This is a genomic window from Klebsiella grimontii (assembly GCF_900200035.1).
Lineage (GTDB): Bacteria > Pseudomonadota > Gammaproteobacteria > Enterobacterales > Enterobacteriaceae > Klebsiella > Klebsiella grimontii.
On sequence record NZ_FZTC01000026.1, the window covers coordinates 29,410 to 52,587 of the forward strand.

Consider the following 23,178-nt stretch of genomic DNA (forward strand, 5'->3'; position numbering starts at 1 on the left):
CCACAGCGCGGATACATTACGCATGTTGTTACTTTGTATCATCAGGATGCCGTTGACCGTGTTTATTCGCCGTGAAGTCATTTCCAGAATCGTGCTTATCATCATGGCAGTTGCCGTGCTGAGCAGTTCGCTTATGGTAAAACCACAGGCTGCATACAACATTCAGGAAACAACAACCGTCAGCGAACATCAGCACGACAGCGATGAACCACTGAATGAGCACGATCCACTGCTGTTTCACTCCCACGGTAGCGTGCATCACCTCAATGCCGATCATTCCCACGATCTGAATAAACTCTTTGCTCTGACTGCCCTGCACGCCTGGAATCCGGGAATGCGGGTAATGTTTGCGTTGAGTTCAGAACAAATACTGCAAATGCCGCAGACCACCCCCGAACGCCCTCCGAGAATCCTTTCTGCGTAATAACTTCTGTTAATTCGTTATTATTCAACATGTAAGGATTGTTATGAATACCAGCCTTGATACACAGGGCCGGTTGAGCGCCGGCCTGCTTTCTGCTCAGGCGCGTTCGGCTTGTCTGTTTTTCCTGTTGCTACTGCTTTTCTACAGCCAGGGCGCGTATGCCCACGGCGTGGCGGAAGGCGACAAAGGGTACATCCAGGAGATCACCGGGATTAACATCATCCCGTTTATCTACCTTGGCGCGAAGCACATGGTGACCGGTTATGATCACTTGCTGTTTCTGTTCGGGGTGATTTTCTTCCTCTACAAAATGCGCGATATCGGGCTGTACGTCAGCCTGTTCGCTATCGGGCACTCGACGACGCTGCTCATCGGCACCTTCTTTGATATCAGCGTCAGTGCTTACCTCATCGACGCCATTATCGGGCTGTCCGTGGTCTATAAGGCGCTTGATAACCTTGGGGCATTCCAGCGCTGGTTTGGCGTTCAGCCCAACACGAAGCTTGCGACGCTCATCTTTGGATTCTTCCACGGTTTTGGTCTGGCAACCAAAATCAAAGAATTCGAAATCTCTCCCGATGGCCTGTTCGTCAACCTGATTGCCTTCAACATTGGCGTTGAAATCGGCCAGTTGCTCGCGCTGAGCGCCATCCTGATCGTCATGAGTTACTGGCGGCAAACGGCGAGCTTTTTCCGACACGCTTATACCGCCAATGTGGTGATGATGAGCTCAGGATTCCTGTTAATGAGTTACCAGCTTTGTGGCTACATTTTAGCCTGAGGGAGATAAAACAATGTACAACACTGATTTACCAACACGCGCAGAATTACCTTCTGCCATCAAACTGATGCAGTCCACAATCCTCGCCGCCATCGTGGCGCTGATGCTGCTGATCACCATCGTTATGCCTTCGGAATACGGCATTGATCCTACTGGGATGGGTCGTTTACTGGGGCTTAAGCAGATGGGAGAAATCAAAACGCAGCTTGCCGAAGAGGCTGATGCCGATAATCAAGCCAGCGCTGTTCAGCAAGGACAGCTGGCTGCGCCGGTTAATGAGCGACCGATCCCGGATAATCCTCCGGCAATAACGCAGAACACCTACCCGGAGCTGAGCGTTCCGGCGACCACGAGCGCGCCGGAAGTACCAGCGGCTGGCTCGCAACGTCATCAGATGCTCATCACCCTGAAGCCTAACGAAGCTGCCGAAGTTAAACTGGAAATGCGTAAAGATGCCCGCGTGACCTATCAGTGGACCAGTTCCGGGCCGGTAAACGTGGATGCACACGGCGATCCGGTCAACGCCCCGAAAGGCTTCTACCATGGCTATGGTAAAGCCCGGCAGATCACATCCGGAGACGGCGTTTTACAGGCCGCGTTCGAGGGTAAACATGGCTGGTTCTGGCGAAATCGTGGGTCTGAGACCATCACGATCCAGCTTGATACCAACGGCGACTACCTGAACATCAAACGGGTTATCTGATAAATCAGGGGCAGGATAACCTGCCCCATTTCACACAGCCGACAGCCCGGTCAGGCGTAGTATCAGCCCGGCGAGAGCCGCCAGGGCAATAACGTGCGTAACCTTCCATTTTAATCTGAAAAGCGCAAACGCAGCGGCGACGGCAATCAGGGCGGCAGGGATATCGATCCCTCCCTTTGCGCCTTCCGGCCATATGGTATGCCAGATAAAAAACAGCCCCAGATTAACAATGACGCCCACTACGGCCGCCGTGATGGCGGTTAACGGTGCCGTGAAACCCGCCTTGTTGTGGGTCGTTTCGATAAACGGCCCGCCTGCCAGCACGAAAATGAAGGACGGGAGAAAGGTAAACCAGGTCACCATACAGGCGGCAACGGCTCCACCGACAAACAGCATATCCGCGCCAAAAACGGCATGGGTATACCCACCGACAAATCCGACAAAGGTCACCACCATAATCAGCGGGCCGGGCGTGGTTTCTCCCAGCGCCAGCCCGTCCATCATCTGCCCGGCAGTCAGCCAGCCAAAATTGGCGACAGCACCCTGATAAACGTATGGCAGGACGGTGTAGGCCCCACCGAAGGTAAGCAGCGCAGCCTTCGTAAAGAACCAGCTCATCTGCGTCACCGGATGCGCCCAGCCCAGCCCCAGCGTCAGCACCGTCATGGGAATAAGCCAGAGCATTGCGCCCGCCACCACAATCCTTAACAGTTTCGCCCAGCTGAACAGGGCATGCGCCGGTACGGGCGTATGATCGTCAATAACCGCAGCACCACCGGCGGCGTTCTCCTGTTTGTTATGCCCGCTGCCGCTGTGAAATTTTTCCGGCGCGATGCGTCCGCCGATAAAGCCAGTTATCGCTGCTGAAATAACGATGACAGGGAAAGGAACGTTCAGGGCGAAAACGGCCACAAAAGCCGCAGCAGCTATGGCCCAGTGGGCACCGTGCTTCAGCGCCCGGGAGCCGATGCGATGCGCCGCCTGCAGCACGATTGCCGCAACGGCGGGTTTAATGCCGTAAAAGATACCGGCAATAATGGCGACATCTCCCCAGGCGATATAGATCCACGACAACGCGATAAGAATAAAAAGCGAAGGAAGGATAAATAACAGCCCGGCGATGACGCCGCCCCACGTTCTGTGCATCAGCCAGCCGATATAGGTCACAAGCTGCTGCGCTTCCGGACCGGGCAGCACCATACAGAAGTTGAGTGCGTGAAGGAAACGGGACTCGGAGATCCAGCGCCGGTTCTCGACCAGCTCCTGGTGCATGATAGCTATCTGTCCGGCGGGCCCGCCAAAGCTGATAAACCCCAGCTTGAGCCAGAACCAGAACGCCTCCTTCAGGGGGATCGGCGAGGGCTTAACGTTTTCCTCTGCCAGCGTCAGCGACTCCGTTTTGTTCATCATGGCCGGACCTCATTTCAAACGTCGTTAACAGACCATCAAACAGCGAACAGGCCGCTGCGAGTAATGTGTCATCATCCGTAATGCTTTCACGTAATCCTGCCAGTACACTTTCAACGCCAGCCGCTTCGGGAGGCTGAACCCCGCCAACATCAAGGTAATGTACCAGCATTGCCAGACCATTCAGGGCATCCCCCGTCAGCCCGAAGCGGACCATCAGTACTTCAAAGGTCACCCGATTATCGATGTGGCTGAAGGTCGCCCCATCAAAATCAAACCCCACCGCCGTTGCCGGGCAATCATTGCCATCCTCAAGCCAGAGAAACTGCGCATCAGGATCGATAAAACGCCGTATAAGCCAGGCGCTGGCAAGCCTGTCAATCCAGGGTCTGCGACGGGTTGCCCAGATCCGGTTGTGGAAATCCTCAGGCATCAGTTGTGTCAGTTCGCCGCTGACGGCGTGGGGTTCACCGGGAGAGATGAACCTGTTAATGCCTGCTTCCAGTTCCGTCAGGCTAAAGACGGCCTGCGCCTGCGCTTCACCAGGAAAGAAATCAATCGCCACAATCCGATCCAGCTCGCGCCGAAGTTTTCTCACCACCTTCAGCTGGCTGACGGCGGTTTCCTCATCCAGGTCGTTTTTACACACCTGTAGCCTTTCCAGCAGGACCATGTACTGCTGAGAACGGTCGAATAACGGGCGGATTTCCTCTTCTTCGGGCGTTGCAGCGTTAAAAACAAAAGCCGCCCCCCCCTCATCGCGAATTTCACGACTTATATCGTTAAAGATCTCCTGGCCCTGTTGCGCTTCAGGCAACAGATAAACGCCGTCGCGCAGCATGGCGGCACCGGTGTTTTTTAATGCCCGCCAGACACGCATACGCAACGTGGCCTGCTGAGTGGGCAGCGTCAGGATAAGAATATGTAGTTTCATGATGTAGAGATTAATACATTATGTAGAATTTACTACGCATAATTTCTTATATGCATATAACAATGGGGGGCCATCCAAAAAGAGAGCCACTAAAATGTAATACCGCTTGCCAGGCACACCGCTATTCTCTACTCTTTCCACATCCCCCCCGGGGGGATGTGGAAAGCCAGGAGAGTTTCTGATGCTAAGCATTCTTTCTGATCGTACATACCGCCACCTGTTTATGGCGCAAATAATTGCCCTTATCGGTACCGGTCTGGCGACCGTTGCGCTGGGCCTGCTGGCCTATGATCTGGCGGGCGACAGGGCCGGGGCAGTTCTGGGAACGGCGCTGGCGATTAAAATGAGTGCTTATATTCTGGTCGCCCCGGTTGCCGCCGCCTTCGCTGATAAATTTCCCCGCCGCACGATGCTGGTTACGCTGGATCTGGTGCGTGCTCTGGTAGCCTTTGCACTGCCTTTCGTGACCCAAATCTGGGAAATTTATATCCTCATTTTCATTCTGCAATCGGCATCAGCCGCGTTTACGCCAACTTTCCAGGCCACGATTCCTGATATCCTCCCGGACGAGCGTGACTACACCCGGGCGCTCTCGCTCTCCCGGCTGGCCTACGATCTTGAAAGCGTCATCAGCCCCATGCTGGCGGCCGCGCTGCTGACGGTGATGAGTTTCCACAACCTGTTCGCAGGCACCGCCGTCGGTTTTCTCGCTTCCGCCATTCTGGTTGTCTCCGTCACCTTGCCCAAAATGCAGGCGCTGGCCGTTCATCGCACTATTTACGACAAAACCACGCGCGGGATGCGTATCTTCCTGAAAACACCAAGGCTGCGGGGGTTGCTGGCGCTGAATATGGCCGTTGCAGCGGCCAGCGCGATGGTGATCGTCAACACCGTGGTTCTGGTGCAGGCCGACTTTGGTTTCTCACAGCGTTCCACCGCGATTGCGCTGGCGTTCTTTGGCGTGGGGTCGATGATATCGGCGCTGATACTTCCGCGTCTTCTCGACAAAATGAGTGACCGGCTGCCAATGATGGTCGGAACCGCTTTACTGGTCGTTGGCCTTGGACTGGGTATTTTACTTAAGGATTATTTTACGCTGGTCGCGCTCTGGGCTTTGCTGGGCGTTGGCTACTCGCTTTCCCAGACGCCATCCGGGCGTTTATTACGCCGCTCATCAACACAGGAAGACAGGCCTGCTCTGTTTGCCGCGCAGTTTGCCCTGTCACATTCCTGCTGGCTGGTTACCTATCCGCTGGCCGGATGGGTAGGGGCAACCTGGGGAACTCAGGCTTCTTTTATTGCGCTTACCCTTGTGGCGGCGCTCTCTCTTTTAACCGCCGTGCTGATCTGGCGTCCGGAACACGAAGTGTATTCGCAGTTGCACAGCCATCAGGATGCTGAAGCGAAAACCGAAATAACCCATGAGCATGATTTCGTTATTGATGACGAACATCCCTCATGGCCGAAGCGAAAAAAATAATTACCCAACGTTCGTACTATCAGGAGAGGATAAACCGATAAAAAGTGTGATCCTTACGTTGATACACATTATCTTATCCCCTCCACCCGGAGAGGATAAAAATGACTGTTCACGCTTCACACCCCGACATTATAAAAAGACTTAAACGTGCCGCCGGGCACCTGAAAAGCACCATCCAGATGCTTGAAGACGAAAAAGCCTGTCTGGATATCGCCCAGCAACTTTATGCTGTGGAAAAGGCGATAACAAACGCCAAGCGTACGCTCATTCACGACCATCTCGATCACTGTCTGGAGGATGCCCTTCACGCCGATCATGGCGGGTCTGACACGACGCTTAACGAATTTAAAGAGATCACCAAATATCTTTAAGGCAAGTGAAACATGACTGATTTTTCCGCTCTGTTGCAGCAAGGCGTGGCTAACGCCTGGCTGTTTATTCCCAGCGCTATTTTACTGGGTGCGCTCCACGGGCTCGAACCGGGTCATTCCAAAACGATGATGGCCGCTTTTATCGTGGCTGTCCGGGGAACCGTTAAGCAGGCTGTTCTGCTGGGGCTTGCTGCCACCCTTTCCCACACTTCGGTTGTCTGGTTGATTGCTCTGGGTGGAATGTATATCAGCCGCAAGTTTACCGCTGAATCTGCAGAGCCCTGGTTCCAGTTGATTTCTGCGGTCATTATTATCGCCACTGCCGCATGGATGTTCTGGCGCACCTGGCGCGGCGAAAAGTTGTGGAAGATGGAGCAGGAACAGGAGCATTCCCACGGCCACCATCACGATGAAACACGCGTCATCGATACCGGTCACGGCAGCGTTGAACTCTCAATCTTTGAGGAAGGCCAGCTGCCTCACTGGCGTTTACACACGCTCAGCGGCAAAAAATGGGAAGCGCGGGATATTTCGCTGGTGACCAACCGTGGCCCGGGTACTTTTTCACAGGTGTTCGACTTTGTTGAAAAAGACGGTTTTATGGAATCCACCCAGCCGATCCCGGAACCGCACAGCTTCGATGTCCGCTTAACCCTGGGTCATCGCGGCCATGTGCATGACTATGACGTAGCGTTCCGTGAGCACGACCACGATCACGACCATGACCACTCGGCTCTGGAAGGTCTGGACGTGAATTCTCAGGAATATCAGGATGCGCACGAAAAGGCGCACGCGAACGATATCAAAAAGCGTTTTGCCAATCGTAAGGTCACAACCGGGCAGATAGTCCTGTTTGGCCTGACCGGCGGGTTAATCCCTTGCCCGGCAGCCATTACCGTTTTGCTGCTCTGCATTCAGGTGAAAGAGTTTACGCTTGGTGCTGCCCTGGTGCTGTGCTTCAGTATTGGCTTAGCCATTACGCTGGTTTCGGTGGGCGCGGCTGCGGCGTTCAGCGTTCGCCAGGCAACCAAACGCTGGAGCGGATTTGATACGCTGGCGCGTCGTGCTCCGTACTTCTCAAGCGTGCTGATAGCTCTTGTGGGGATATATATGGGCTATCACGGCATGACAGGCATTATTCAATAATGTGTTAAAACCCTCTTTCTCTGAAAACTTTGTAATTCGACCTGAACATTAAAGGTTCAGGTCGAATATTTTTTAGAATTTCTGGTTCCCGACAGCCGTTATGGAGTGTATGACCGCTTCATGCTCAAAGTTGCCTGTCAACGTGGTCAATCTCCCTTACCGTAGCCCTAGAGTACAAAAAATACCTTAACGAATGGAAGGGACTTCCCCTGATTATGCGCCTGATTAACTCTTGTGCAATCATGGGATACACATCGTCCCGGAGGAATTCGTTATGACTATCACGACTGTCGGTATCGATCTTGCTAAAAATGTGTTTGCTGTTCACGGTGTTGATCAAAATGGTAGAACTGTTCTGGTTAAGCCTAAAGTATCGCGTGCTGCACTTCCTGAGTTAATTGCAAGTTTGCCTCCCTGTGTTATCGGGATGGAAGCATGCTCCGGGGCTCACTACTGGGCAAGATTGTTTCGGCAGTATGGTCATGAGCCACGTCTGATGGCTGCTAAGTTTGTATCGCCTTATCGTATGGCCGGAAAATCAGGAAAAAATGATGCAGCTGATGCTCAGGCTATCTGTGAAGCTGTTCGTCGTCCGCATATGCGGTTCGTACCAGTGAAAGACGAAAGCCAGCAGGCCATGCAGTGTTTACATCGTACCCGTCAGGGTTTTATCGAAGAGAAAACAGCAACGTATAATCGTCTGCGAGGATTGATATCTGAATTCGGTGTCATCGCGCCACAAAGTGCTGATGCCCTGCGCCACATGGTTTCTGTGCAGAAGAGCTCTTTACCGCTTCAGGTTCAGCAATGTGTTGATGATTTGATGGAACACGTTGATCGCATTGAAGCTAACATCACTGAATATGACCGAATTTTGTCCCACATAGCCAAAACAGATCATCGCAGTCAGCGGCTGATGGAGCTAAAGGGCGTTGGTCCCACAACGGCCTGTGCACTGGTCGCCAGTATCGGTAATGCACATGATTTTAAAAATGGACGTCAACTGGCAGCCTGGCTGGGGCTGACGCCATCACAATACAGCAGCGGGGGAAAGTCGAAACTCGGCAGGATCACAAAAGCCGGTGATTCGTATCTGCGAACGCTTCTGGTTCAGGGGGCTCGTTCAGTGCTTATTGGCGCCGGGAAAAGGACTGACTCATTCAGCCGTTGGGTTTGTATGTTGGTTGAGCGCAGAGGGTACTGGCGGGCTGTTGTGGCCATCGCCGCCAAAAATGCGCGGCTGTGTTGGGCATCACTACATTACGGTGATGATTTCCGGCTGTACTCAGTCAACTAAAGCTCGAAGCTGTATAACCATCTGACCTGCAATTCGTTGATGATAAAGGGTTAGACCCCGTGAGGCCTATCTGGCTATTGTACAGGATATACGTATCCGCTTAACGAACAAGAACCTCACGCGCGTCTTTCATCAGGGCCCGAATCGATGACGATTCATCATGGCCGTTTATAGTACCGCAGTCTCTCCCCTTTATTTTTACTGAAGAGCAGACAGAAACCATAAATACCGGCTTTGACATGCCGGGGAAGTCCTTATAGTACAATAATTTTCGATATCCAAACTCACCCCGTGTAGAACACTTCAATGTAATCGAAGATATCCGCCCGGGCCATATACTGGATTATATAGATGCGTTTCCTGATCCGTACTTTTTTCAGCGAACTGAAGTACGATTCGGCCACCGCATTATCCCAGCAGTTGCAACGTCGGCTCTCGTGAAAAATGGCAAGATAGCGCGGTTATGGGTGGAGTGGTTTAAAGTTTAAATCCTATCGTGTTTGAAACCTATAGTGAAAACCGTGATCTACCACTGGGATCCCCAGCTAATTCCTTTATAGCAGTGTATCTTAATGTGGCTTCGCCACTACCCACAAATCATCAGGGCCGAGATAGCTCAGATTGATCTGGCCGTTATTCATAGCGACCGTCGCTCGCACAAGACCTCGCCGATTAAGGTTAAGAGGGTGTTGTAGCAGACCAATCGCGTGCCCATCTGGTGCAAGCACTAGCGGTTGTCCGTTCCAATGAAAGAGACCGACTGGAGTTCCGGGGAGCGCCGGAACATCGAACCAATTGACGTTTCCAAGATAATCTCGCCGCGCCCAAGAAAGGTTGTCTGACGGAGCAAATTCCTGGATGAATTCGAGCCATATAGTCCTAGCTTCGACCGTTGGCCAGTTTGGTTGTGCCGAATAGACAGCGAGACCAGGTGAACGCAACCAATCGTGCAATTCCGCCCCGTTCGTGAAGTTAGCAGCCGTATCGGTGACGGCCTTGATGGCCGCCAGTCGTGAATTAAAACCCGCCTGGATCAGTATTGAGGCTGAGCGGTTCATCGTCCCCGTTTCGACAGCTGGAACAGCAAGGCCGAGTTCATAGTCTTCCAACGCTAGTGCAGGCATGCCAACGGTATCACCGTTGGCGGCGGCACGTACCCGCAACGCCTCCATAGCCCAAGGAAGACGGTAGCCCAGACCGCCCTCAATAAATTGCAATGCATCTACCTCCTCTCCGGCGATCATCATTGCCAACGGATGCCCAAGCAGCCAACCTCTGAGGATTTCACGCCAATTCGCCGGGAGTGTGTCTGGTTCAAACGGATAAAAGGTGAACACGCGTTCGGCGATTTCTGTGATCGCAGTGATTGCAGCCTCATGATCTGATACAACCAAGGCTGCATTAGCTTGCATGAGAAGATTGTTCGCCTCCGGTGCAATTGCATCCAGTGCATGTCCAGCTTCAAGGCCAAGCCCAGCCAGAAAATAGCCACGCCGTGTGACGGCAGTCGAATTCGCCCAGATATAACGGCTCCGAGTAAACAGCGCGGTGCGATAGGCAGCCCGTGATTCGTCGTTAACACGCAGCAGGCGGCGTTGCCAGAGTGAAGATTGGAGAATATTATCGAGAGCGGTCTCGATCTGATCATCGGGTACATCGGCCTCACCAATGAGACTGAGAATGGCGGTATCTAGTGTCGCCATATGGCGATCCCACTCTTTCAGCGCCTGCTCTCGCTCATCAACCTTTTCACCGGCAACCTCTGGGAAGACCCATGCAGCAGCATTATTGATAACATAGTCGATCAAACGGTCGAGATTACCGCCAATGCGGGAGTGCATGCGGCTCAGCAGCGAGAAGATGAGCTGGATGAGCCCGCTTTCCATCTCACGAGCACCGTGGTCTTCTATCAGATTGACCCATTTGTTGTGCTTCCTGTTATTCACATCTTCAAAGATGGGATAGAGAACAAGGCCTTCTACATCAATATAAGCACGGCCTGCGCGGCCGATGACATTCTTGAATTCCGAAACCTTGATCAATTCACCGTGCCGGTAGAGCGAGTGCATGACAACCGCTGTCGCCGAGAGATTGAGTCCCTGCGCCAGAGTCGGCGATGAGATCGTGACCTTGAGTATACCTTCTCGCAGAAGGCGCTCGATTTCCTTGCGATAAGCTGTCGGCAAGGCACCATGGTGAAGAGCCACACCAAGCCGAAGGCATTTCAGAATATAGCTGTCTGTCCCAAGCCATTCCTCACCGAGTGCAATAGCGATCTGCAAAGTGGTCAATTCGACTGTTAGCAAAGACTCGAGTGCACCGCGCGAGTGTAAGTCAACGATGACCTTGGCAAATGGTTCGACGCTGCGGCGCTCTGGGCAATAGATCAACACTGTCTGACCATCTCTGACTAGACGCCATGCAGTTGCAAGGCTCAACTCCTGCTGATTGTCCGGAAAGAGTCGGTTGCGACGCTTCTTCGGTGGTACGAACAGCGGCGGTGCCGCACCAGTGAGAAATCTGGGCACAAATGGCCTTTCCTCACCAACGCGAAGATTTAGGCGCGCTGTCGGTGAATTCCAAGTGACCTCGCCGAACCGCAAACGCGTCGGGCGCCAATCGTTCTTAATGGGACCTCCCGGTTGATCGCGCCGTAGCCACGCCGAGAAGTCTTCCATTTGATCTCCGTCCGGAAGAATTGCCGATAGACAGACTATGCGGCGTTGATCTGCGTCCTGACGACGTAAGAGGCGCTGAATCTGAACCTCGTAACGAACTTCGCGCTCACCTGAACCAATCATATGGCCCTCATCGAAAACGAGCAAGCCCACATCGTCGAGCAGTGACGGATCGTTCCTCAAGGCGAAATCGAGCTTCTCTGGGGTTGCGACAACAATATCACGCCCGCGGATGGCATCTTCGTCGAAGCCGGACACCCCGATGCTGCCATAAAGGGCAGAAATGGTCTTGCCGAGAGGCCCGAAGGTACGCTGAAGTGTGGCTTCGGTTTGCGCTGATAGAGCGCGAAGCGGGGTTACGACAATGGCACGCCGCCCACCGGCTAAACATCTCAGAATAGACAATTCAGCGATGCGGGTCTTACCTGCGCTGGTCGGCAACGAAACAACGAGGTTGTCAGTCTGGTTGACAGCTCGCGATGCCGCTTCAATCTGCGACGGCCACAAATCGACCTCTGCCCTTGGGCGTCGAGCGAGCAAGCCAATGAAGAGTTCACGAAGGACAGGCCACGAAGGGGCAACGCCGCCAGCGGGAAGCAGCGGAACTTTTTCGTGGAAGGTGTTCGACCAGAAATCGTTAAGCAGATGGATAGCAATCCGGTGCACCCACCATTGCGGTATAAGGTTCAGCTCCCCGCAGATATCGAGGTTTTCACGAAGCTGGGCGATCGCTCTTTCGAGAAGAGTATATTCACCGCGATCTAGGGCGAGCAGGAACATCGAAAAGGCACCGAAGAAAACATCTGTCAGTGCGAGATTCAGGCCTTCGAAAAGAAAGTCCTTTCCATCTCGTTCCGCCGCATCGGCAACGATGGACTCGGTGAGGTGCTGCTGTAAGAATGTCGTAATGGTCGCATCAGATCCACGACCATCGAGACGAAAGGTATATACGCGTGTACGCAGCGAATTGATATCTCGGCGTATCAACAGAGTGAGCGCATGCTCGATCGGCGAGAAATTTGCTTCATCGGCCACAATTGCGAGGAGGGAATATGCCCGGGCAGAAAGGTGCGCGAGGTGATAACTGGCAGCAGCAAGGAGGAAATGGAAATCGCGATCAGCTTCTTCGCGATTGCCGTTGGCCATGACCGACTCAAGCGCTGTCGCCGCCTGTTCGAATGCGATCCGTGCTTGATTCGGGTCGCCATCTGACTCTAAAAGGCGCAGACCTAGTCCAAGCAAACCATACGCGTAACTGTGAAGATCGAAGCTGAGTTGAGCCGAGAAATCCGGCGCACCAGGAGGAAGAACACCGTTACGCCAGATCATTGCACGTGCCTGACCTCGTGCAATGAGCCTGCCGCGAAAGCCGACCGTCGCCGCGTCAGTTATAGCAGCAATGATAGCATCAGGGGTTGTTGGCATCTGCAATTACTCGATCGTAGACAGCTCCGACAAAAGCAGCATGGTTGTCGATGTGCAAACCGACACCCCATTGGCCAATCGGACCAGGATAAGCCTGTAGCGCCTGCGTTAGTAGCGCCTGTGGGGGGTTACCTGAAAACGTGAAGAGTAGATGTTTAACACTCTCGGGCGGGATACCGTGCCGGTAGAGCGCTTCGTCGATTGCGTCTACGAGCGGTGCATTGGTGCCTATCTCCATAAGTCTGGCCGAGATAAAAGATAATGCATGCGACGAGGGAAGGCCGTTATCCTTATCTAAGCCGCTCCGAGCCTCATCAAGCGTTTGAGCGCGCAAGTTAATACGGCTTTTAGCTTCTGTTTTCAGGAAGCTGAGTCGCTGTGTTTCAGCGTCGAGAAGCATACCGATGACATCATCGCCGCGCATTGCCATATTCCTATGATCCTTCCAGCGCAGTCGTTTGATAGGCGCGCGATAACCGCTGTACGCTTCGATCCATTCTGTAGCATAGATCTCGCCAAGGTCACCCGATCTAATTTGCGCCGTTTGCGGAAGGAGATCGCTGAGCATATGAGCAGCCGCTGTCTTACCCAACTTCGCAAGAGCGGTCGCAATCCGCGCCTCTGTAGTGTAGTGGGCGGGGATAGCCCTAGCTGTCATCTGAATGCCAGTCGCAATATCTCCTAGTCGGCCCGTCATGACACGAACGTGGTGATTACCTAATGGCATGTCGGCCGAGTCGCACCAATCATAGAACGGGACCATACCCTACTCCTTAATTCGCAAACAACTTCGAGTCTTGTCTTTTTGAGGATAGCGTTAAGTAAGGGAATCTCCTCGCTACCTTTTTTTCTGTGTGCCATCCAGCTTGCGATGAATAAGCGAAACCAACGTAAGGATGTCCAGCGCATCCAGTTCAGACATGGGCCAATTCTTCTTAGGCGAATGGGCTAGTGGATTGCGCACAGCGCCGAATAGACCAATGAGTAAATTCGCAAAACCTTTTTGTTCGCTCTTTTCTGAGTCGGTAGAGAGCGGTCCCAAGGACAGAACTGGTTGTTGTCCGGTAAATGCCTTGTTCACCAAGTCGGCACCATCGCCGCTCAACCCAGACAAGTGACGAATACGTTCCGCAACCCCTTTCGTCGCCTCGAAGACGGCATGAAAATAGTTTTCGTCCAGAAGTTCTGCACGACAATAGTTCAAAACTTCTGCATGCACAGCACGGCTTTCGAGTGCAGCCTTAAGTCGCCCGGCGCGGGCTCGGGCAGAATCGAGTGTTGTTGCTTTAGTGGCGTTCGTGACCTTACCATCTTCACGGACATAAAAGCCGGAAAAAGCTAGGACAACATTGAGTTCATCACGCCTCCAGGTAAATACTGCTGGATCACGAGCGTAATTTACCGGGTTCATCGCACGGTTAATGAACATGATGAGATGGTTGCCGACCTGATATTGGTTCTGCGCACCTACGAGCGCATTATACAGCCGTTTCCATTTTGTCATGCTTGGCGATGTGTCGGCAACTTTGATTTCTTGTAGAAGTCGCTCGATCTGCGACCCACTCAAGCCACGTTCGGTATCAGCAAGAACGCGACAGGCGGCCTCAAGGTGCTGAGAGTTGAATAATGGAATACGTATCATAAATTATCTTTTTATCACCTTTCAGACCCACTCGAGCGCCGTGATAATCGATTGTCCTTCAGTACCGACCTCCACAAACAAAGCGTGCTCGTAGCCAAGCTGCTACTTATAACCTTGAAGTTTCAGTAGATCGATTCGTCTATCTACGCGACTCGTTGATTTTTTGAATTTTAAGACCAGATGATTCTGTTGTGTACCTCGCCGATGCACGATCACATCAGGAAATACTGTCTTTGCTTCAACGTCTTCGCTGTCTGGATAAAGCTCCAAATGTCTGAGCCGTTTAGGTTCTACACCATCCCGGTTATATTCGCAATCTACATTCCAACCGGGGAAAGATAGCTGGAGGTACATCGCAAAGCGAAAGGTAATGGACCGTTCGTTAGCATCAATACTGAGTAGACCATGATCATTAAATCGTAGCTCGGACAATGCATGTGACACAGGTTCGCCTGGTTCATATTGATAGAGGTAGCGTATTGGATCCGGGGTCAGTGCCATTATCACGCTCGCATACTTAAGGAATTTTATTGGATTTTTCAGTACACATTCGGTTACCAACTAAAAGGTATAATAACTGAATACTAAAACCTGATGCTCATCACAAAATCAGAAAAACAAGTTCATGAACCAATGGTAGAAAATTCGTATGATTTGTGTTCGGCTACTTGCACAGTTATGAACCAAAACTTAGTTCATAAGTGCATGCTTTGATTGCTCTATGAGAAAAAATTATTTTATTACAGTGGGTTGCGAACTTTTTGATTATAAATTTAATTATGTATTTCCCTCAAACCCAGAATAGTTAAATGCGAACTGTATATATATACAGGTACTATTTCAGACGCTACCCTCTCACTTTGTAAGTCTTGCTTCAGGGTTAATGCTATGAATGTCCATAAGAGTTATCAAACTATCACCCACTACCATTTTGATTGGTTGACCCCTGCTGGCGACTACCCCAAATCTGCTATTATGGTAGTTGAATGCAAGGATGGCCGGTGGATGATAGTTCAGGAGTTTGGGGAAGATTATGGCTGCTTCGAAGGTGTGCTGAAGAATGAAAGCGATCTTATCACTAAGCCTACTTTTTATCCCGGCTTGCGAAGTGCAGCTATCTCCGGTTTTGGTATGATGAAGCAATTATACCCACTGTACGATGATAATCTCTTTAATGAATTCCTTTTAGAAATTTCGGAATAGGTATTTATATGACCAATATCCTTATGCCCGATTGCCTTGTAATGTTAAATAATCTCTTACAGGCTATTGAGAATGCACCCGTTGAGTGCGATGGTCATACATTAATGATAAGCAGTGCTCTAAATCATGCAGGCATTTCTCATCAACGAATGTGCGGGGTAGTTAAAAACCCAAAAACAAACTTTGAGTTATATCCACACTTCTGGATTCAGATAGGCGAATTTACTCTGGATTACCGACTCAGGATGTGGGTTGGGTATTATTCCGGTGAAAAACTAGCAGAGGATGCCCCTCACGGGATATTCCATGTTCGAGGGCTTGAGTATCAATACGCTTCTGGTACCCTTTGCCCACCAGCAGAGCTTGACTTTAATTTATTGAACTTTATGAGTGATGATTTTTACGGAAAAATTAACCATACTGAACTTACCGCTCTTGCACATTCAGTAAATTTAAGTGACTTAACCTGTGTAAAAAATCCTTGATAAATATGTCGAAAATACATCTCATTACTACATGTGCGAAAAGTAAAAACGGCCCGGTTCTGGATACTGTATTTCCCTACAATATTCCGGATATATGGAATGCGTACCAGCAATGGAAATGTCTTGTGCAGTCCAGATACACTTCGGGTAAAGATGAAATTACTGAAACCCAAAATATATACCGTGGCGCTCACTGGAATACGGCTAAGTCTATTGCAGCCTCACATTCTCGTATCTGCCTCTGGGTTATTTCTGCAGGTCTGGGCCTGCGGCACAGTTCTGACCCCGCAATCCCTTATGAAGCGACGTTTTCTCAGCCTGGAAAAAAGAGCGCCAGCATCTGGGGAATGCTGACCTCCGACCCTGTTCTGCCGGGAAAAGTAACTTCTCTTGCGGAGCTGTTAAGTTTGTACCGGCATGATAGCTTTGTCATCGCCGCCTCTCCCGTCTATCTGAACGCTGTAGAGGACGATCTTCTTAAAGGAATGGCTTATCTCACCTGTCCAAGAGAACAGCTTAAAATCGCTTCCAGCGCTTCCTACAACGGCAGATTAAGGGAGTATGTGCGATACGGTGGAATCCTGATGATGAAAGACCTTAATTCGAACATGACGACTCTGAACATAAAGCATGCTGGCATGCTGATCCATGATATGGGGATCATGCCAGACACACTATGATTGATCAGATTGGCGGCGAACCTCGATATCAACAATGTGGCGAGGTGTTCGCCCAAGCCGAGGATCGCCATTGGCGACGGCGATGATGTCCTCATGCTCGTCGCCAGCCCACAGGCCAATAAGCTCGTGCAGAAAAAAATCCGCGTAGGAGCAGCTGGCGTCCCGCACCTGCAACGCCGAAACCGAGGTTTTGCTCGTGTGCAACTGAGTCAAATTCCTAACGAGCCGCGCTGGGGCAACCCAGAGAACCGGGCGAGGCGAGGCCGGAGTCGCGAACAGATAGTAGGCGTGTTCTGACTGCTTGAGTATGTCCTCGCACTGCTTCAGGTTGATGCCTACCCTCGAACTGAACCCCCGTCCCGAATCAGTGCCTCTGCGCTTTTTTACCTGCATAAGGGTCGCACGCTGAATAACTGTTTCCCCCTTTTCCACGATACGGCTCAGGAACAGCACGTCTGCCCCCAGCGGAGCACCGGCTGGTGTATTCGCCCCTTCCTCCCGCTTGCTGGGTTGACGCACCTTCACTGTTAAGCTCGGATACCTCCCCCGCGTCGTAATTGAGAGTTGGCGCAACTGGTTGCTCACATTGCCGATCGCCTCCATCGTCAGAGTCAGGAGGCGCGCCGTATGGGCCTCCTCGTCCTCTCCCCAGGTCTCCGAATATTCGCGACAAAATTCTTCCTCAATCTGGCTAAGCGCCCTATAGATGACTTGCTCCACAGAAGGATCGCTCAGCCAAGTTTGGGCTCCTACGCTAGGCAACTCTGTGACTCCCTCGCCTCGTCCTACCGGCCCCTCTAGGTCCAGTGCACCCTGCTTGGACCGCAGTAGTCCCTTGCACCTCAGTTGCAGTTGCCTTACATCAGTGCTGACAAGCCGATTCGCAAACGCCAGATGTTCCTCGTCATCCATCAATCGCAAAAGCACTGGCTCAACTTCGGCGAATGCCGTCTGCTCGAGCCAAAGGCAAGCAAAATTGAGGAGCCCCTGGGCTAATTCTGGATCCTCATTCACCTGTTCGAACAGATCCTGTCGCCAGGCCTCGCGGGCGGCCGGGCCTAGTTGTGTCCACAGCGATTCTCGGTCCCACGACCGAGATGGCAATTCTTTGAGGCTGGCAGCGACGCTTTGCTGGCTAGATCGCGCTGGGTCTCCAAACTTGTGCCAGGCCGCAGCAAGCGCGAGGTCCGAGGGTATGGTGTCCACGTACAATGTAGCAAGCCTCGAGAAGGCTTTGGCAACGCACCCCTTGATATAGTCATACTTCTCTTTCTTCGAATGGATGTTCCAGCGCAGGAACAAATTACGTACATCCTCCGGCAAGATCGCACAGCAATGTTCGATTAGCTCAGGAAAGACTGCCGGAGCGGCTCGTTCAAAAACCTGTTCACAGACCCACCGGGACGTCTGCACCTTCGACGAATTCTCAAATAGAGTTAAGACGAACTCAGGCCTTCTGTTGCTTGAATAGTCCGACGACCTGTCAATATTTTTTTCCAGGTAGTCACATACACACTGCCAATGCTGCAGGATCAGTTGATCGAAAGCCCAATTATTCCCTCCGTGAGTAGGGGCGACAAGTTGAAGAACATAGATGCAATCTTCCTCGGAAGTATTGACCACCAACGCCTTCATGATCTGATGATCGGCCAAATATTTATTCCGAGAACATGAACGGTTTTCGAGCAACCATTCAACCCAAATAGCACGCGGCTCGATTTTCGCTACAATGGTTTCGCGTAACGCCGAGGGATCGCCATTTAGTATGCAATCACTGAAGGTCTCCTGGGCGCACCGGTAAGAAGTTTGGTCCAAGATAGAGCGCGACTTCTCGATCCCCGTGGGTCCGTGTCCGAGAATTTTTAAGGTCAGCGCTATCTGCCCGTGCTGTGCCGCGTTCTCGAATTCGTAAATAAAGTGCTCACGCTCAGTTTGCGAACCATATAGCCAATGCGTAACCCTAACACCAGAGTTCTCAGTTGATAGGTGGGAGTAGTCCAGATGAAGCATGTCTTTATGGATGGTAAAATACCGTGCGAGGAATTCGACAAGCGGCTGAGCCCAACCTTCTAACGAAATACTGGCAACTGCCGATTTATTGTCGAAGTCAATATTTACGAACAAGATGATCCCCTTTCCCCGTAGCTGGCACCGACGACCTTCGCCGTGGTGGTCTGCAAATTCTCAATAAGTCTACAGTACGCGGGTTGACGATATGCCGTAAAGAGGTATAACGGTATATGGGTAGCAGTAGTACTCCTAGCGAGAACTTTGACCTTTGCGGTTTCGTGGTCTGTTTTTGTGATGTGACGATCGAAAACCGCCCTACTTTTCCAGGAGTACATTAAAGGATTTCAGATATGGAAATTTTATCAACTTTCAGCTTCAAGGACTTAATCGCCTTTGCTGTACCGGTAATTATTACTGCCTTATTTTTCAACAGAAGAAGGAAACGAAAAAGCATAAGAGTTAACTGCTCATTTTTATTTATTGTTTTATCTGTCGGATCTGCCCTCGAAATTTGGGGGAATATCTACGAAACGTTCTCTTACAGGAACAACCATCTATATAACAATGATAAGTTCACCACCGTGTTCAATTACGATATTCCTAAAATCGTATTTTTTTCCATTATCATTGTGGCTTCTATTACCCTTTTCATCCAGGAAGTTCGTATCAGGAAAACTCTTCTGTAAAATTAAATATTTGTACTTATCAGCAAGGCGGGCTAACAAACTGTCTCAGCCCCGGGATAAAACATTCTCCTGCTTCACTCGCTTTAAAATTTTTATCTTACGGGGCATTCGAGTGACTAACCAGCCTGCGAAACTAGGCCATTGTCCCGCAACTGTCAGAACCCGGACTGAAGCCCCGGCGCCGGAAAGCGCTTTAATCCCCCCATACTTCTTCACTCGGAAACAAGCATTGAAAGTAACTTTTCTCCGTAACTCCCAGTATCTGAACCACCTGACCCATTAACACCATTACGAACTGTTTTTACTCGATGAGAAGTAATACCCAATAACTGTGCCGGTGACGGAACAAGCCAGTGTTGAAAAAACATCAAACAGCCTTGTATTTCCAGAGGCCGAGGACAAAAATGTCAGGAGTATTAGAAAGAATGGCATTATGATCCCTAATACCGAAGTTATTCGTCCATTTATTCTTGCGGTCATGATTTCAGCCTTACCGATCCCCCCACAACAACCGCATGCCAGCCCGGTGAATGATTCAAGATACCTTTTTCGCTGGAAGCCCCAGTAACGTGGTATCTCTCCCATACCTTGCCTTCTTTTTACGCATACCACACATGAATTCCCGTTGGCTCCATTGCTACATGTCCCGGATCCCGAACAATGGTTACAGTGGTATAAAACAATATTTTCAGACATGAATAATTCCCCAGGCACAATAATTGATAATGAGTGTTGAATTAACAAAGCCTTCAGCCTCCCCACTCATCGCTGAACAGAGAGGACTGATACGGACACCTGTTAATGAAGACTCTCTTCTTTGAGGTCGATCGCCCTGAGCGTCTGATGGAATTCGGTATCGCTGATGGTACGGGCCTTTCGCATACGGAAAAGCTCATTACGTTGCGCGATAATAGCCTCACGTTGCATAAACTTCTCAAGCCTGGTGCGTTTCATCAACTCCAGTCCGACGTCGGTTTGTTCATCGCTGTAGTTGTAGTGAAGCCGCCGCTGGTATGTCTCAAGGAGCATATTTCCGGCATCAGCTCGTAATGCCTGCTCATCGGGATCATCGACAGGCTGGCTAAGCAAATCGCTCAGTCGGTTGATGGCCGCTTCAGTCAATGCTGCACCGATATTGCCGCTACCGGCGTCATGAGGCAAATCCTCTCCGAGAGAGCGTGTCATGAAGGGAAGTCCTACAGCTGCCACAATAAGTGATAACAGGATCACCGCCATTGAGAGAAAGATAAGCAACTCTCTGCCCGGGAATGGTGACCCGTCATCCAGTACGACCGGAAGCGTCAGTATCCCCGCCAGAGTGACTGAACCCTTCACACCCGCGAGAGCCATCACGGCCATCGCAGTGAACCGGGGGCGCGCAGTCGTGACCTTACCCCGTCGTTTCTGACGAAATACCGTCAGGGTTATGGACAGCCATACCCAGATGAAACGCATCACGCCAAGGGCTAGTGTGATAACCACAGCATACAGCAGTAAGTACCACGGGGATGAAGCGCCTGCCTGTTGTGCCACATCTGGCAGGGTCAGTAACATACGTGGCAACTGCTCGCCCAGCATCAGGAAAATCATCCCGTTTAGCGTGGTCTGAAGCATATTCCACACGGCACTGCTTTTCATGCGTGTGGCCGGTAAACGAGGCCCCGACAGCTGCTCATAGTGCATAGCGATGCCTGCGGCTACGGCAGCCAGGATCCCCGAGACATGGAATGCCTCAGCGAGAATATACGCCGCAAACGGGATAAGAAGGCTAATCAGTATCTGAATGGCCGGTTCTTCGCGTGTCCGTTTCACCAGAAAATTATTGCACTTACCGGTTACCCAGACGACCACAAGACCGCTCAGAATGCCACCGAAGGCCATCAGGAAGAATTTAGTCACCGCCTCTCCCGGGGAGAAGGTACCGGTGAGCACTGCAGCAATCGCAAAATTAAATGCCACAAGGCCGGATGCATCGTTTAGAAGGGATTCGCCTTCGAGGATATGCGCCATTCGTGAGGGCAGCGGAGAGTTTGCAGTCATGGCAGAAACGGCCACCGGGTCAGTTGGTGACAGAATCGCAGCGAGCGCAAATCCGGCGGCCACCGTAACCGCCGGGATAAGCCAGTGAATAAACCAGCCAATGCCAATAATGGTGACCAGAACGAGTCCAATCGCCAGTGACAGGATGGGTTTCAGATCACTGAAAAACGCATCCTTTGGTATTCGCCAGCCATCCAGAAACAACAGAGGGGGAATGAACAACAGCAGGAAGATATGCGGATCGAAATCAACCTGGAAGCCTCCGGCAGCGAGACCAGCCCCCGCAGCTATCTGGATCAAAGGTAATGGAATTTTTACGGGCAACAAATGAGATATAAACACAGTAACAACTATCGCTATCATGAATACAAGAACAATGGTAATCAGCGACATATTGCCCCTCCTCTTCTCATGGCAAACTCTTCAGGCATGTATGTTCATCCTTATCAGCAGGTGACTCTAATAGAGTGTTTATTCTAGGGGGGACGGGGATCGCTGGACAATATGTGTTGCTGTTTTTTCTGTTAAACCTTCCCGGTAATCCGTTGATGCCAGCTCCTTACCCCTGGTGTAACTTTCTGCGTTTCATAATCGGCGTTTATTTCATCATATTCAGAATATGAAACGCGCGCCTTCAGGAGAAATACTGACGATACTTCATGATGACTTCGGATACTGTTTCGTCAGTCATCCCCTCTCTATATTTTGTTGACACCAGATTTTCACACCCAGGTGGAAAACGGTGCGACTCATCATCAATAATAATAAAATTACTGATACCCAGATGTTGGGAATTTGAAAGACATTCCCTGTACCGGATATATTCACTATCCGGTACACTCTGAAGTGAAGGTGTAACGCCAATGATTCTGTTCCGGTATGATACTGGGAAAAGATGCTTTAGCCCCTCTAAAGACATCGTTTCCCTCCAGCTGCTGGAGACCACGATGAGGATTTCTGGACATTGAGTTAAAATTTCTTCAAGCAGGGGCATTCTTTCAAAGGACTCATTCATCCTTCGATGCAGGACGCCGTCAAAATCAAGATAGAGCAGAACAGCTCCGTCTGGATGAGTGGCAATTGCTACTTCAGGCGAAGCTGTAAATTCATATAATTGTGTATTTTTAACACGACTTCTAGTTAAACTGTCGTATAGCATAGCACTGAGAATGAGAATAATCACAGAGGCGGCAAACACCGCCCCACCAGCAGAAAGTGAAAACAAAGCCCCTGTCATCACTCCCCCTTTTGCTCTTCATACTTGATTTTAAGAGTGGAAAATCCATCAAATTCTTTACTTTCAAGATTAAATTCATCCGCTATTAATTTCAGCCCACCCAATGAAGAAAACGGAGGCACTGATAATTTAATATCTTTGATTACATCTGTATTATTAACTACTGTATCTATGTCTTTCATGGCTTTATTCAACCAAAAATGACTTTCCGACATAAGTGAAAAAACATACTGAACGTCATCTTCTCTTTCACAGATTATGCTTCTGCCATCAAACTTAACCGTCTCCTGGTTGAAGTAATCTGCCAAAAACTTCAAATGCGCATTGCTTAAAGATAAGTTTCTGTAAGCGTCTTTCATGCCGCCGTTGTACTCTGAATCAGCCAGATGAAAAGCCTTATAGACTTCCTCATACCGGTTATGCAATCTTTTTTTTGACTTAATGCTTTTATAAAGCATGTACGATAAGAAAATAATCAAAAGTAACATACTGTAGAAAATATTATTTTGTTCGAACATAAAAACCACCCTGTAAATTATTGCCATGTAT

Annotated in this window: 19 protein-coding genes and 2 pseudogenes; 10 read left to right on the top strand and 11 right to left on the bottom strand. The window is 50.6% G+C overall.

The annotated features are described in order from the left end of the window. Positions 1-46: 46 nt before the first annotated feature. The 3 genes from KOSB73_RS24265 to KOSB73_RS24275 are packed head-to-tail and all read left to right on the top strand — an operon-like array spanning position 47 to position 1,908. Complete coding sequence (locus tag KOSB73_RS24265; protein WP_370518888.1) at positions 47-424, top strand: hypothetical protein; 378 nt, start codon at positions 47-49, stop codon at positions 422-424. A 43-nt stretch (positions 425-467) separates the two neighbouring features. Next, positions 468-1,205 carry a HupE/UreJ family protein gene (locus tag KOSB73_RS24270; RefSeq protein WP_004118723.1) on the top strand — a complete coding sequence of 246 codons (738 nt, stop codon included), beginning with the start codon at positions 468-470 and terminating at the stop codon, positions 1,203-1,205. A 13-nt stretch (positions 1,206-1,218) separates the two neighbouring features. After that, entirely contained in the window at positions 1,219-1,908 is a 690-nt protein-coding gene (locus KOSB73_RS24275; protein WP_004118721.1) for a hypothetical protein, read from the top strand. A gap of 30 nt (positions 1,909-1,938) precedes the next feature. Here KOSB73_RS24275 and chrA read toward each other — a convergent pair whose 3' ends face one another. Together chrA and KOSB73_RS24285 are read right to left on the bottom strand one after the other, a co-directional pair. Continuing rightward, positions 1,939-3,315 (bottom strand): chromate efflux transporter, encoded by a 1,377-nt coding sequence (gene chrA, locus KOSB73_RS24280; RefSeq protein ID WP_370518466.1) that lies wholly within the window; start codon positions 3,313-3,315, stop codon positions 1,939-1,941. Beyond that, complete coding sequence (locus KOSB73_RS24285) at positions 3,272-4,249, bottom strand: chromate resistance protein ChrB domain-containing protein (protein ID WP_004118716.1); 978 nt, start codon at positions 4,247-4,249, stop codon at positions 3,272-3,274. Before KOSB73_RS24285 ends, chrA begins: the two co-directional genes overlap by 44 nt. A gap of 181 nt (positions 4,250-4,430) precedes the next feature. On the opposite strand from KOSB73_RS24285, the gene ncrA reads away from it, so the two are divergent. From ncrA to KOSB73_RS24305, 4 genes are all read left to right on the top strand, one after another. Next, a complete protein-coding gene (ncrA, locus tag KOSB73_RS24290) occupies positions 4,431-5,729 on the top strand; it encodes an MFS transporter (RefSeq protein ID WP_004118714.1) in 1,299 nt (432 codons plus the stop codon). Positions 5,730-5,830: 101 nt separating this feature from the next. Then, the gene (locus KOSB73_RS24295; RefSeq protein WP_004118712.1) at positions 5,831-6,100 is read left to right on the top strand and encodes a metal-sensing transcriptional repressor; all 270 of its coding nucleotides are present in this window, start codon (positions 5,831-5,833) and stop codon (positions 6,098-6,100) included. 12 nt (positions 6,101-6,112) lie between these two features. Beyond that, positions 6,113-7,246, top strand: a complete 1,134-nt coding sequence (locus KOSB73_RS24300; protein ID WP_004118711.1) for a nickel/cobalt efflux protein RcnA — start codon at positions 6,113-6,115, stop codon at positions 7,244-7,246. Positions 7,247-7,520: 274 nt separating this feature from the next. Beyond that, entirely contained in the window at positions 7,521-8,543 is a 1,023-nt protein-coding gene (locus KOSB73_RS24305; protein WP_000156887.1) for an IS110 family RNA-guided transposase, read from the top strand. Between the two features lie 293 nt (positions 8,544-8,836). On the opposite strand, the pseudogene KOSB73_RS24310 reads toward KOSB73_RS24305, so the two are convergent. From KOSB73_RS24310 to KOSB73_RS24330, 5 genes and pseudogenes are all read right to left on the bottom strand, one after another. Beyond that, a pseudogene (locus tag KOSB73_RS24310) lies at positions 8,837-8,977 on the bottom strand (IS3 family transposase); the annotation flags it as partial. A 135-nt stretch (positions 8,978-9,112) separates the two neighbouring features. Continuing rightward, complete coding sequence (locus KOSB73_RS24315) at positions 9,113-12,646, bottom strand: DEAD/DEAH box helicase (protein WP_032724440.1); 3,534 nt, start codon at positions 12,644-12,646, stop codon at positions 9,113-9,115. After that, positions 12,630-13,409 carry a Hachiman antiphage defense system protein HamA gene (locus tag KOSB73_RS24320; RefSeq protein ID WP_004118708.1) on the bottom strand — a complete coding sequence of 260 codons (780 nt, stop codon included), beginning with the start codon at positions 13,407-13,409 and terminating at the stop codon, positions 12,630-12,632. The genes KOSB73_RS24315 and KOSB73_RS24320 overlap by 17 nt, the downstream gene beginning before the upstream one ends. 75 nt (positions 13,410-13,484) lie before the next feature. Continuing rightward, complete coding sequence (locus KOSB73_RS24325) at positions 13,485-14,288, bottom strand: TIGR02391 family protein (RefSeq protein WP_032724439.1); 804 nt, start codon at positions 14,286-14,288, stop codon at positions 13,485-13,487. Between the two features lie 21 nt (positions 14,289-14,309). Then, positions 14,310-14,789: pseudogene (locus KOSB73_RS24330) on the bottom strand (hypothetical protein). 387 nt (positions 14,790-15,176) lie between these two features. Between KOSB73_RS24330 and KOSB73_RS24335 the strand changes: the two are divergent. From KOSB73_RS24335 to KOSB73_RS24345, 3 genes are read left to right on the top strand one after another with little or no spacing between them, the layout of a single operon-like run. Continuing rightward, positions 15,177-15,491 carry a hypothetical protein gene (locus KOSB73_RS24335; RefSeq protein WP_044347926.1) on the top strand — a complete coding sequence of 105 codons (315 nt, stop codon included), beginning with the start codon at positions 15,177-15,179 and terminating at the stop codon, positions 15,489-15,491. Between the two features lie 8 nt (positions 15,492-15,499). After that, positions 15,500-15,976, top strand: a complete 477-nt coding sequence (locus KOSB73_RS24340; RefSeq protein WP_071532275.1) for a hypothetical protein — start codon at positions 15,500-15,502, stop codon at positions 15,974-15,976. Positions 15,977-15,981: 5 nt separating this feature from the next. Further along, the gene (locus KOSB73_RS24345; protein ID WP_042927826.1) at positions 15,982-16,656 is read left to right on the top strand and encodes a hypothetical protein; all 675 of its coding nucleotides are present in this window, start codon (positions 15,982-15,984) and stop codon (positions 16,654-16,656) included. Here KOSB73_RS24345 and KOSB73_RS24350 read toward each other — a convergent pair. The 4 genes from KOSB73_RS24350 to KOSB73_RS24370 form a co-directional block, all read right to left on the bottom strand. Then, complete coding sequence (locus KOSB73_RS24350) at positions 16,651-18,780, bottom strand: hypothetical protein (RefSeq protein ID WP_064371188.1); 2,130 nt, start codon at positions 18,778-18,780, stop codon at positions 16,651-16,653. The genes KOSB73_RS24345 and KOSB73_RS24350 overlap by 6 nt on opposite strands. A 1,370-nt stretch (positions 18,781-20,150) precedes the next feature. After that, on the bottom strand, positions 20,151-21,785 hold the full coding sequence (locus tag KOSB73_RS24360; RefSeq protein ID WP_094645236.1) for a Na+/H+ antiporter: 1,635 nt from the start codon (positions 21,783-21,785) through the stop codon (positions 20,151-20,153). 241 nt (positions 21,786-22,026) lie between these two features. Next, a complete protein-coding gene (locus KOSB73_RS24365; RefSeq protein WP_009653244.1) occupies positions 22,027-22,629 on the bottom strand; it encodes an HAD domain-containing protein in 603 nt (200 codons plus the stop codon). Further along, the gene (locus KOSB73_RS24370) at positions 22,629-23,147 is read right to left on the bottom strand and encodes a hypothetical protein (RefSeq protein WP_009653226.1); all 519 of its coding nucleotides are present in this window, start codon (positions 23,145-23,147) and stop codon (positions 22,629-22,631) included. The genes KOSB73_RS24365 and KOSB73_RS24370 overlap by 1 nt, the downstream gene beginning before the upstream one ends. Between the last annotated feature and the right edge of the window lie 31 nt (positions 23,148-23,178).

Excerpts from the sequence above, each read along its gene's own strand:
- KOSB73_RS24320 (WP_004118708.1), bottom strand. The coding sequence starts at position 13,409 with ATGGTCCCGTTCTATGATTGGTGCGACTCGGCCGACATGCCATTAGGT.
- KOSB73_RS24295 (WP_004118712.1), top strand. The coding sequence starts at position 5,831 with ATGACTGTTCACGCTTCACACCCCGACATTATAAAAAGACTTAAACGT.
- KOSB73_RS24335 (WP_044347926.1), top strand. The coding sequence starts at position 15,177 with ATGAATGTCCATAAGAGTTATCAAACTATCACCCACTACCATTTTGAT.
- ncrA (WP_004118714.1), top strand. The coding sequence starts at position 4,431 with ATGCTAAGCATTCTTTCTGATCGTACATACCGCCACCTGTTTATGGCG.
- KOSB73_RS24345 (WP_042927826.1), top strand. The coding sequence starts at position 15,982 with ATGTCGAAAATACATCTCATTACTACATGTGCGAAAAGTAAAAACGGC.
- KOSB73_RS24370 (WP_009653226.1), bottom strand. The coding sequence starts at position 23,147 with ATGTTCGAACAAAATAATATTTTCTACAGTATGTTACTTTTGATTATT.
- KOSB73_RS24315 (WP_032724440.1), bottom strand. The coding sequence starts at position 12,646 with ATGCCAACAACCCCTGATGCTATCATTGCTGCTATAACTGACGCGGCG.
- KOSB73_RS24365 (WP_009653244.1), bottom strand. The coding sequence starts at position 22,629 with ATGACAGGGGCTTTGTTTTCACTTTCTGCTGGTGGGGCGGTGTTTGCC.
- chrA (WP_370518466.1), bottom strand. The coding sequence starts at position 3,315 with ATGAACAAAACGGAGTCGCTGACGCTGGCAGAGGAAAACGTTAAGCCC.
- KOSB73_RS24285 (WP_004118716.1), bottom strand. The coding sequence starts at position 4,249 with ATGAAACTACATATTCTTATCCTGACGCTGCCCACTCAGCAGGCCACG.
- KOSB73_RS24270 (WP_004118723.1), top strand. The coding sequence starts at position 468 with ATGAATACCAGCCTTGATACACAGGGCCGGTTGAGCGCCGGCCTGCTT.
- KOSB73_RS24325 (WP_032724439.1), bottom strand. The coding sequence starts at position 14,288 with ATGATACGTATTCCATTATTCAACTCTCAGCACCTTGAGGCCGCCTGT.
- KOSB73_RS24360 (WP_094645236.1), bottom strand. The coding sequence starts at position 21,785 with ATGTCGCTGATTACCATTGTTCTTGTATTCATGATAGCGATAGTTGTT.
- KOSB73_RS24275 (WP_004118721.1), top strand. The coding sequence starts at position 1,219 with ATGTACAACACTGATTTACCAACACGCGCAGAATTACCTTCTGCCATC.
- KOSB73_RS24340 (WP_071532275.1), top strand. The coding sequence starts at position 15,500 with ATGACCAATATCCTTATGCCCGATTGCCTTGTAATGTTAAATAATCTC.
- KOSB73_RS24305 (WP_000156887.1), top strand. The coding sequence starts at position 7,521 with ATGACTATCACGACTGTCGGTATCGATCTTGCTAAAAATGTGTTTGCT.
- KOSB73_RS24265 (WP_370518888.1), top strand. The coding sequence starts at position 47 with ATGCCGTTGACCGTGTTTATTCGCCGTGAAGTCATTTCCAGAATCGTG.
- KOSB73_RS24300 (WP_004118711.1), top strand. The coding sequence starts at position 6,113 with ATGACTGATTTTTCCGCTCTGTTGCAGCAAGGCGTGGCTAACGCCTGG.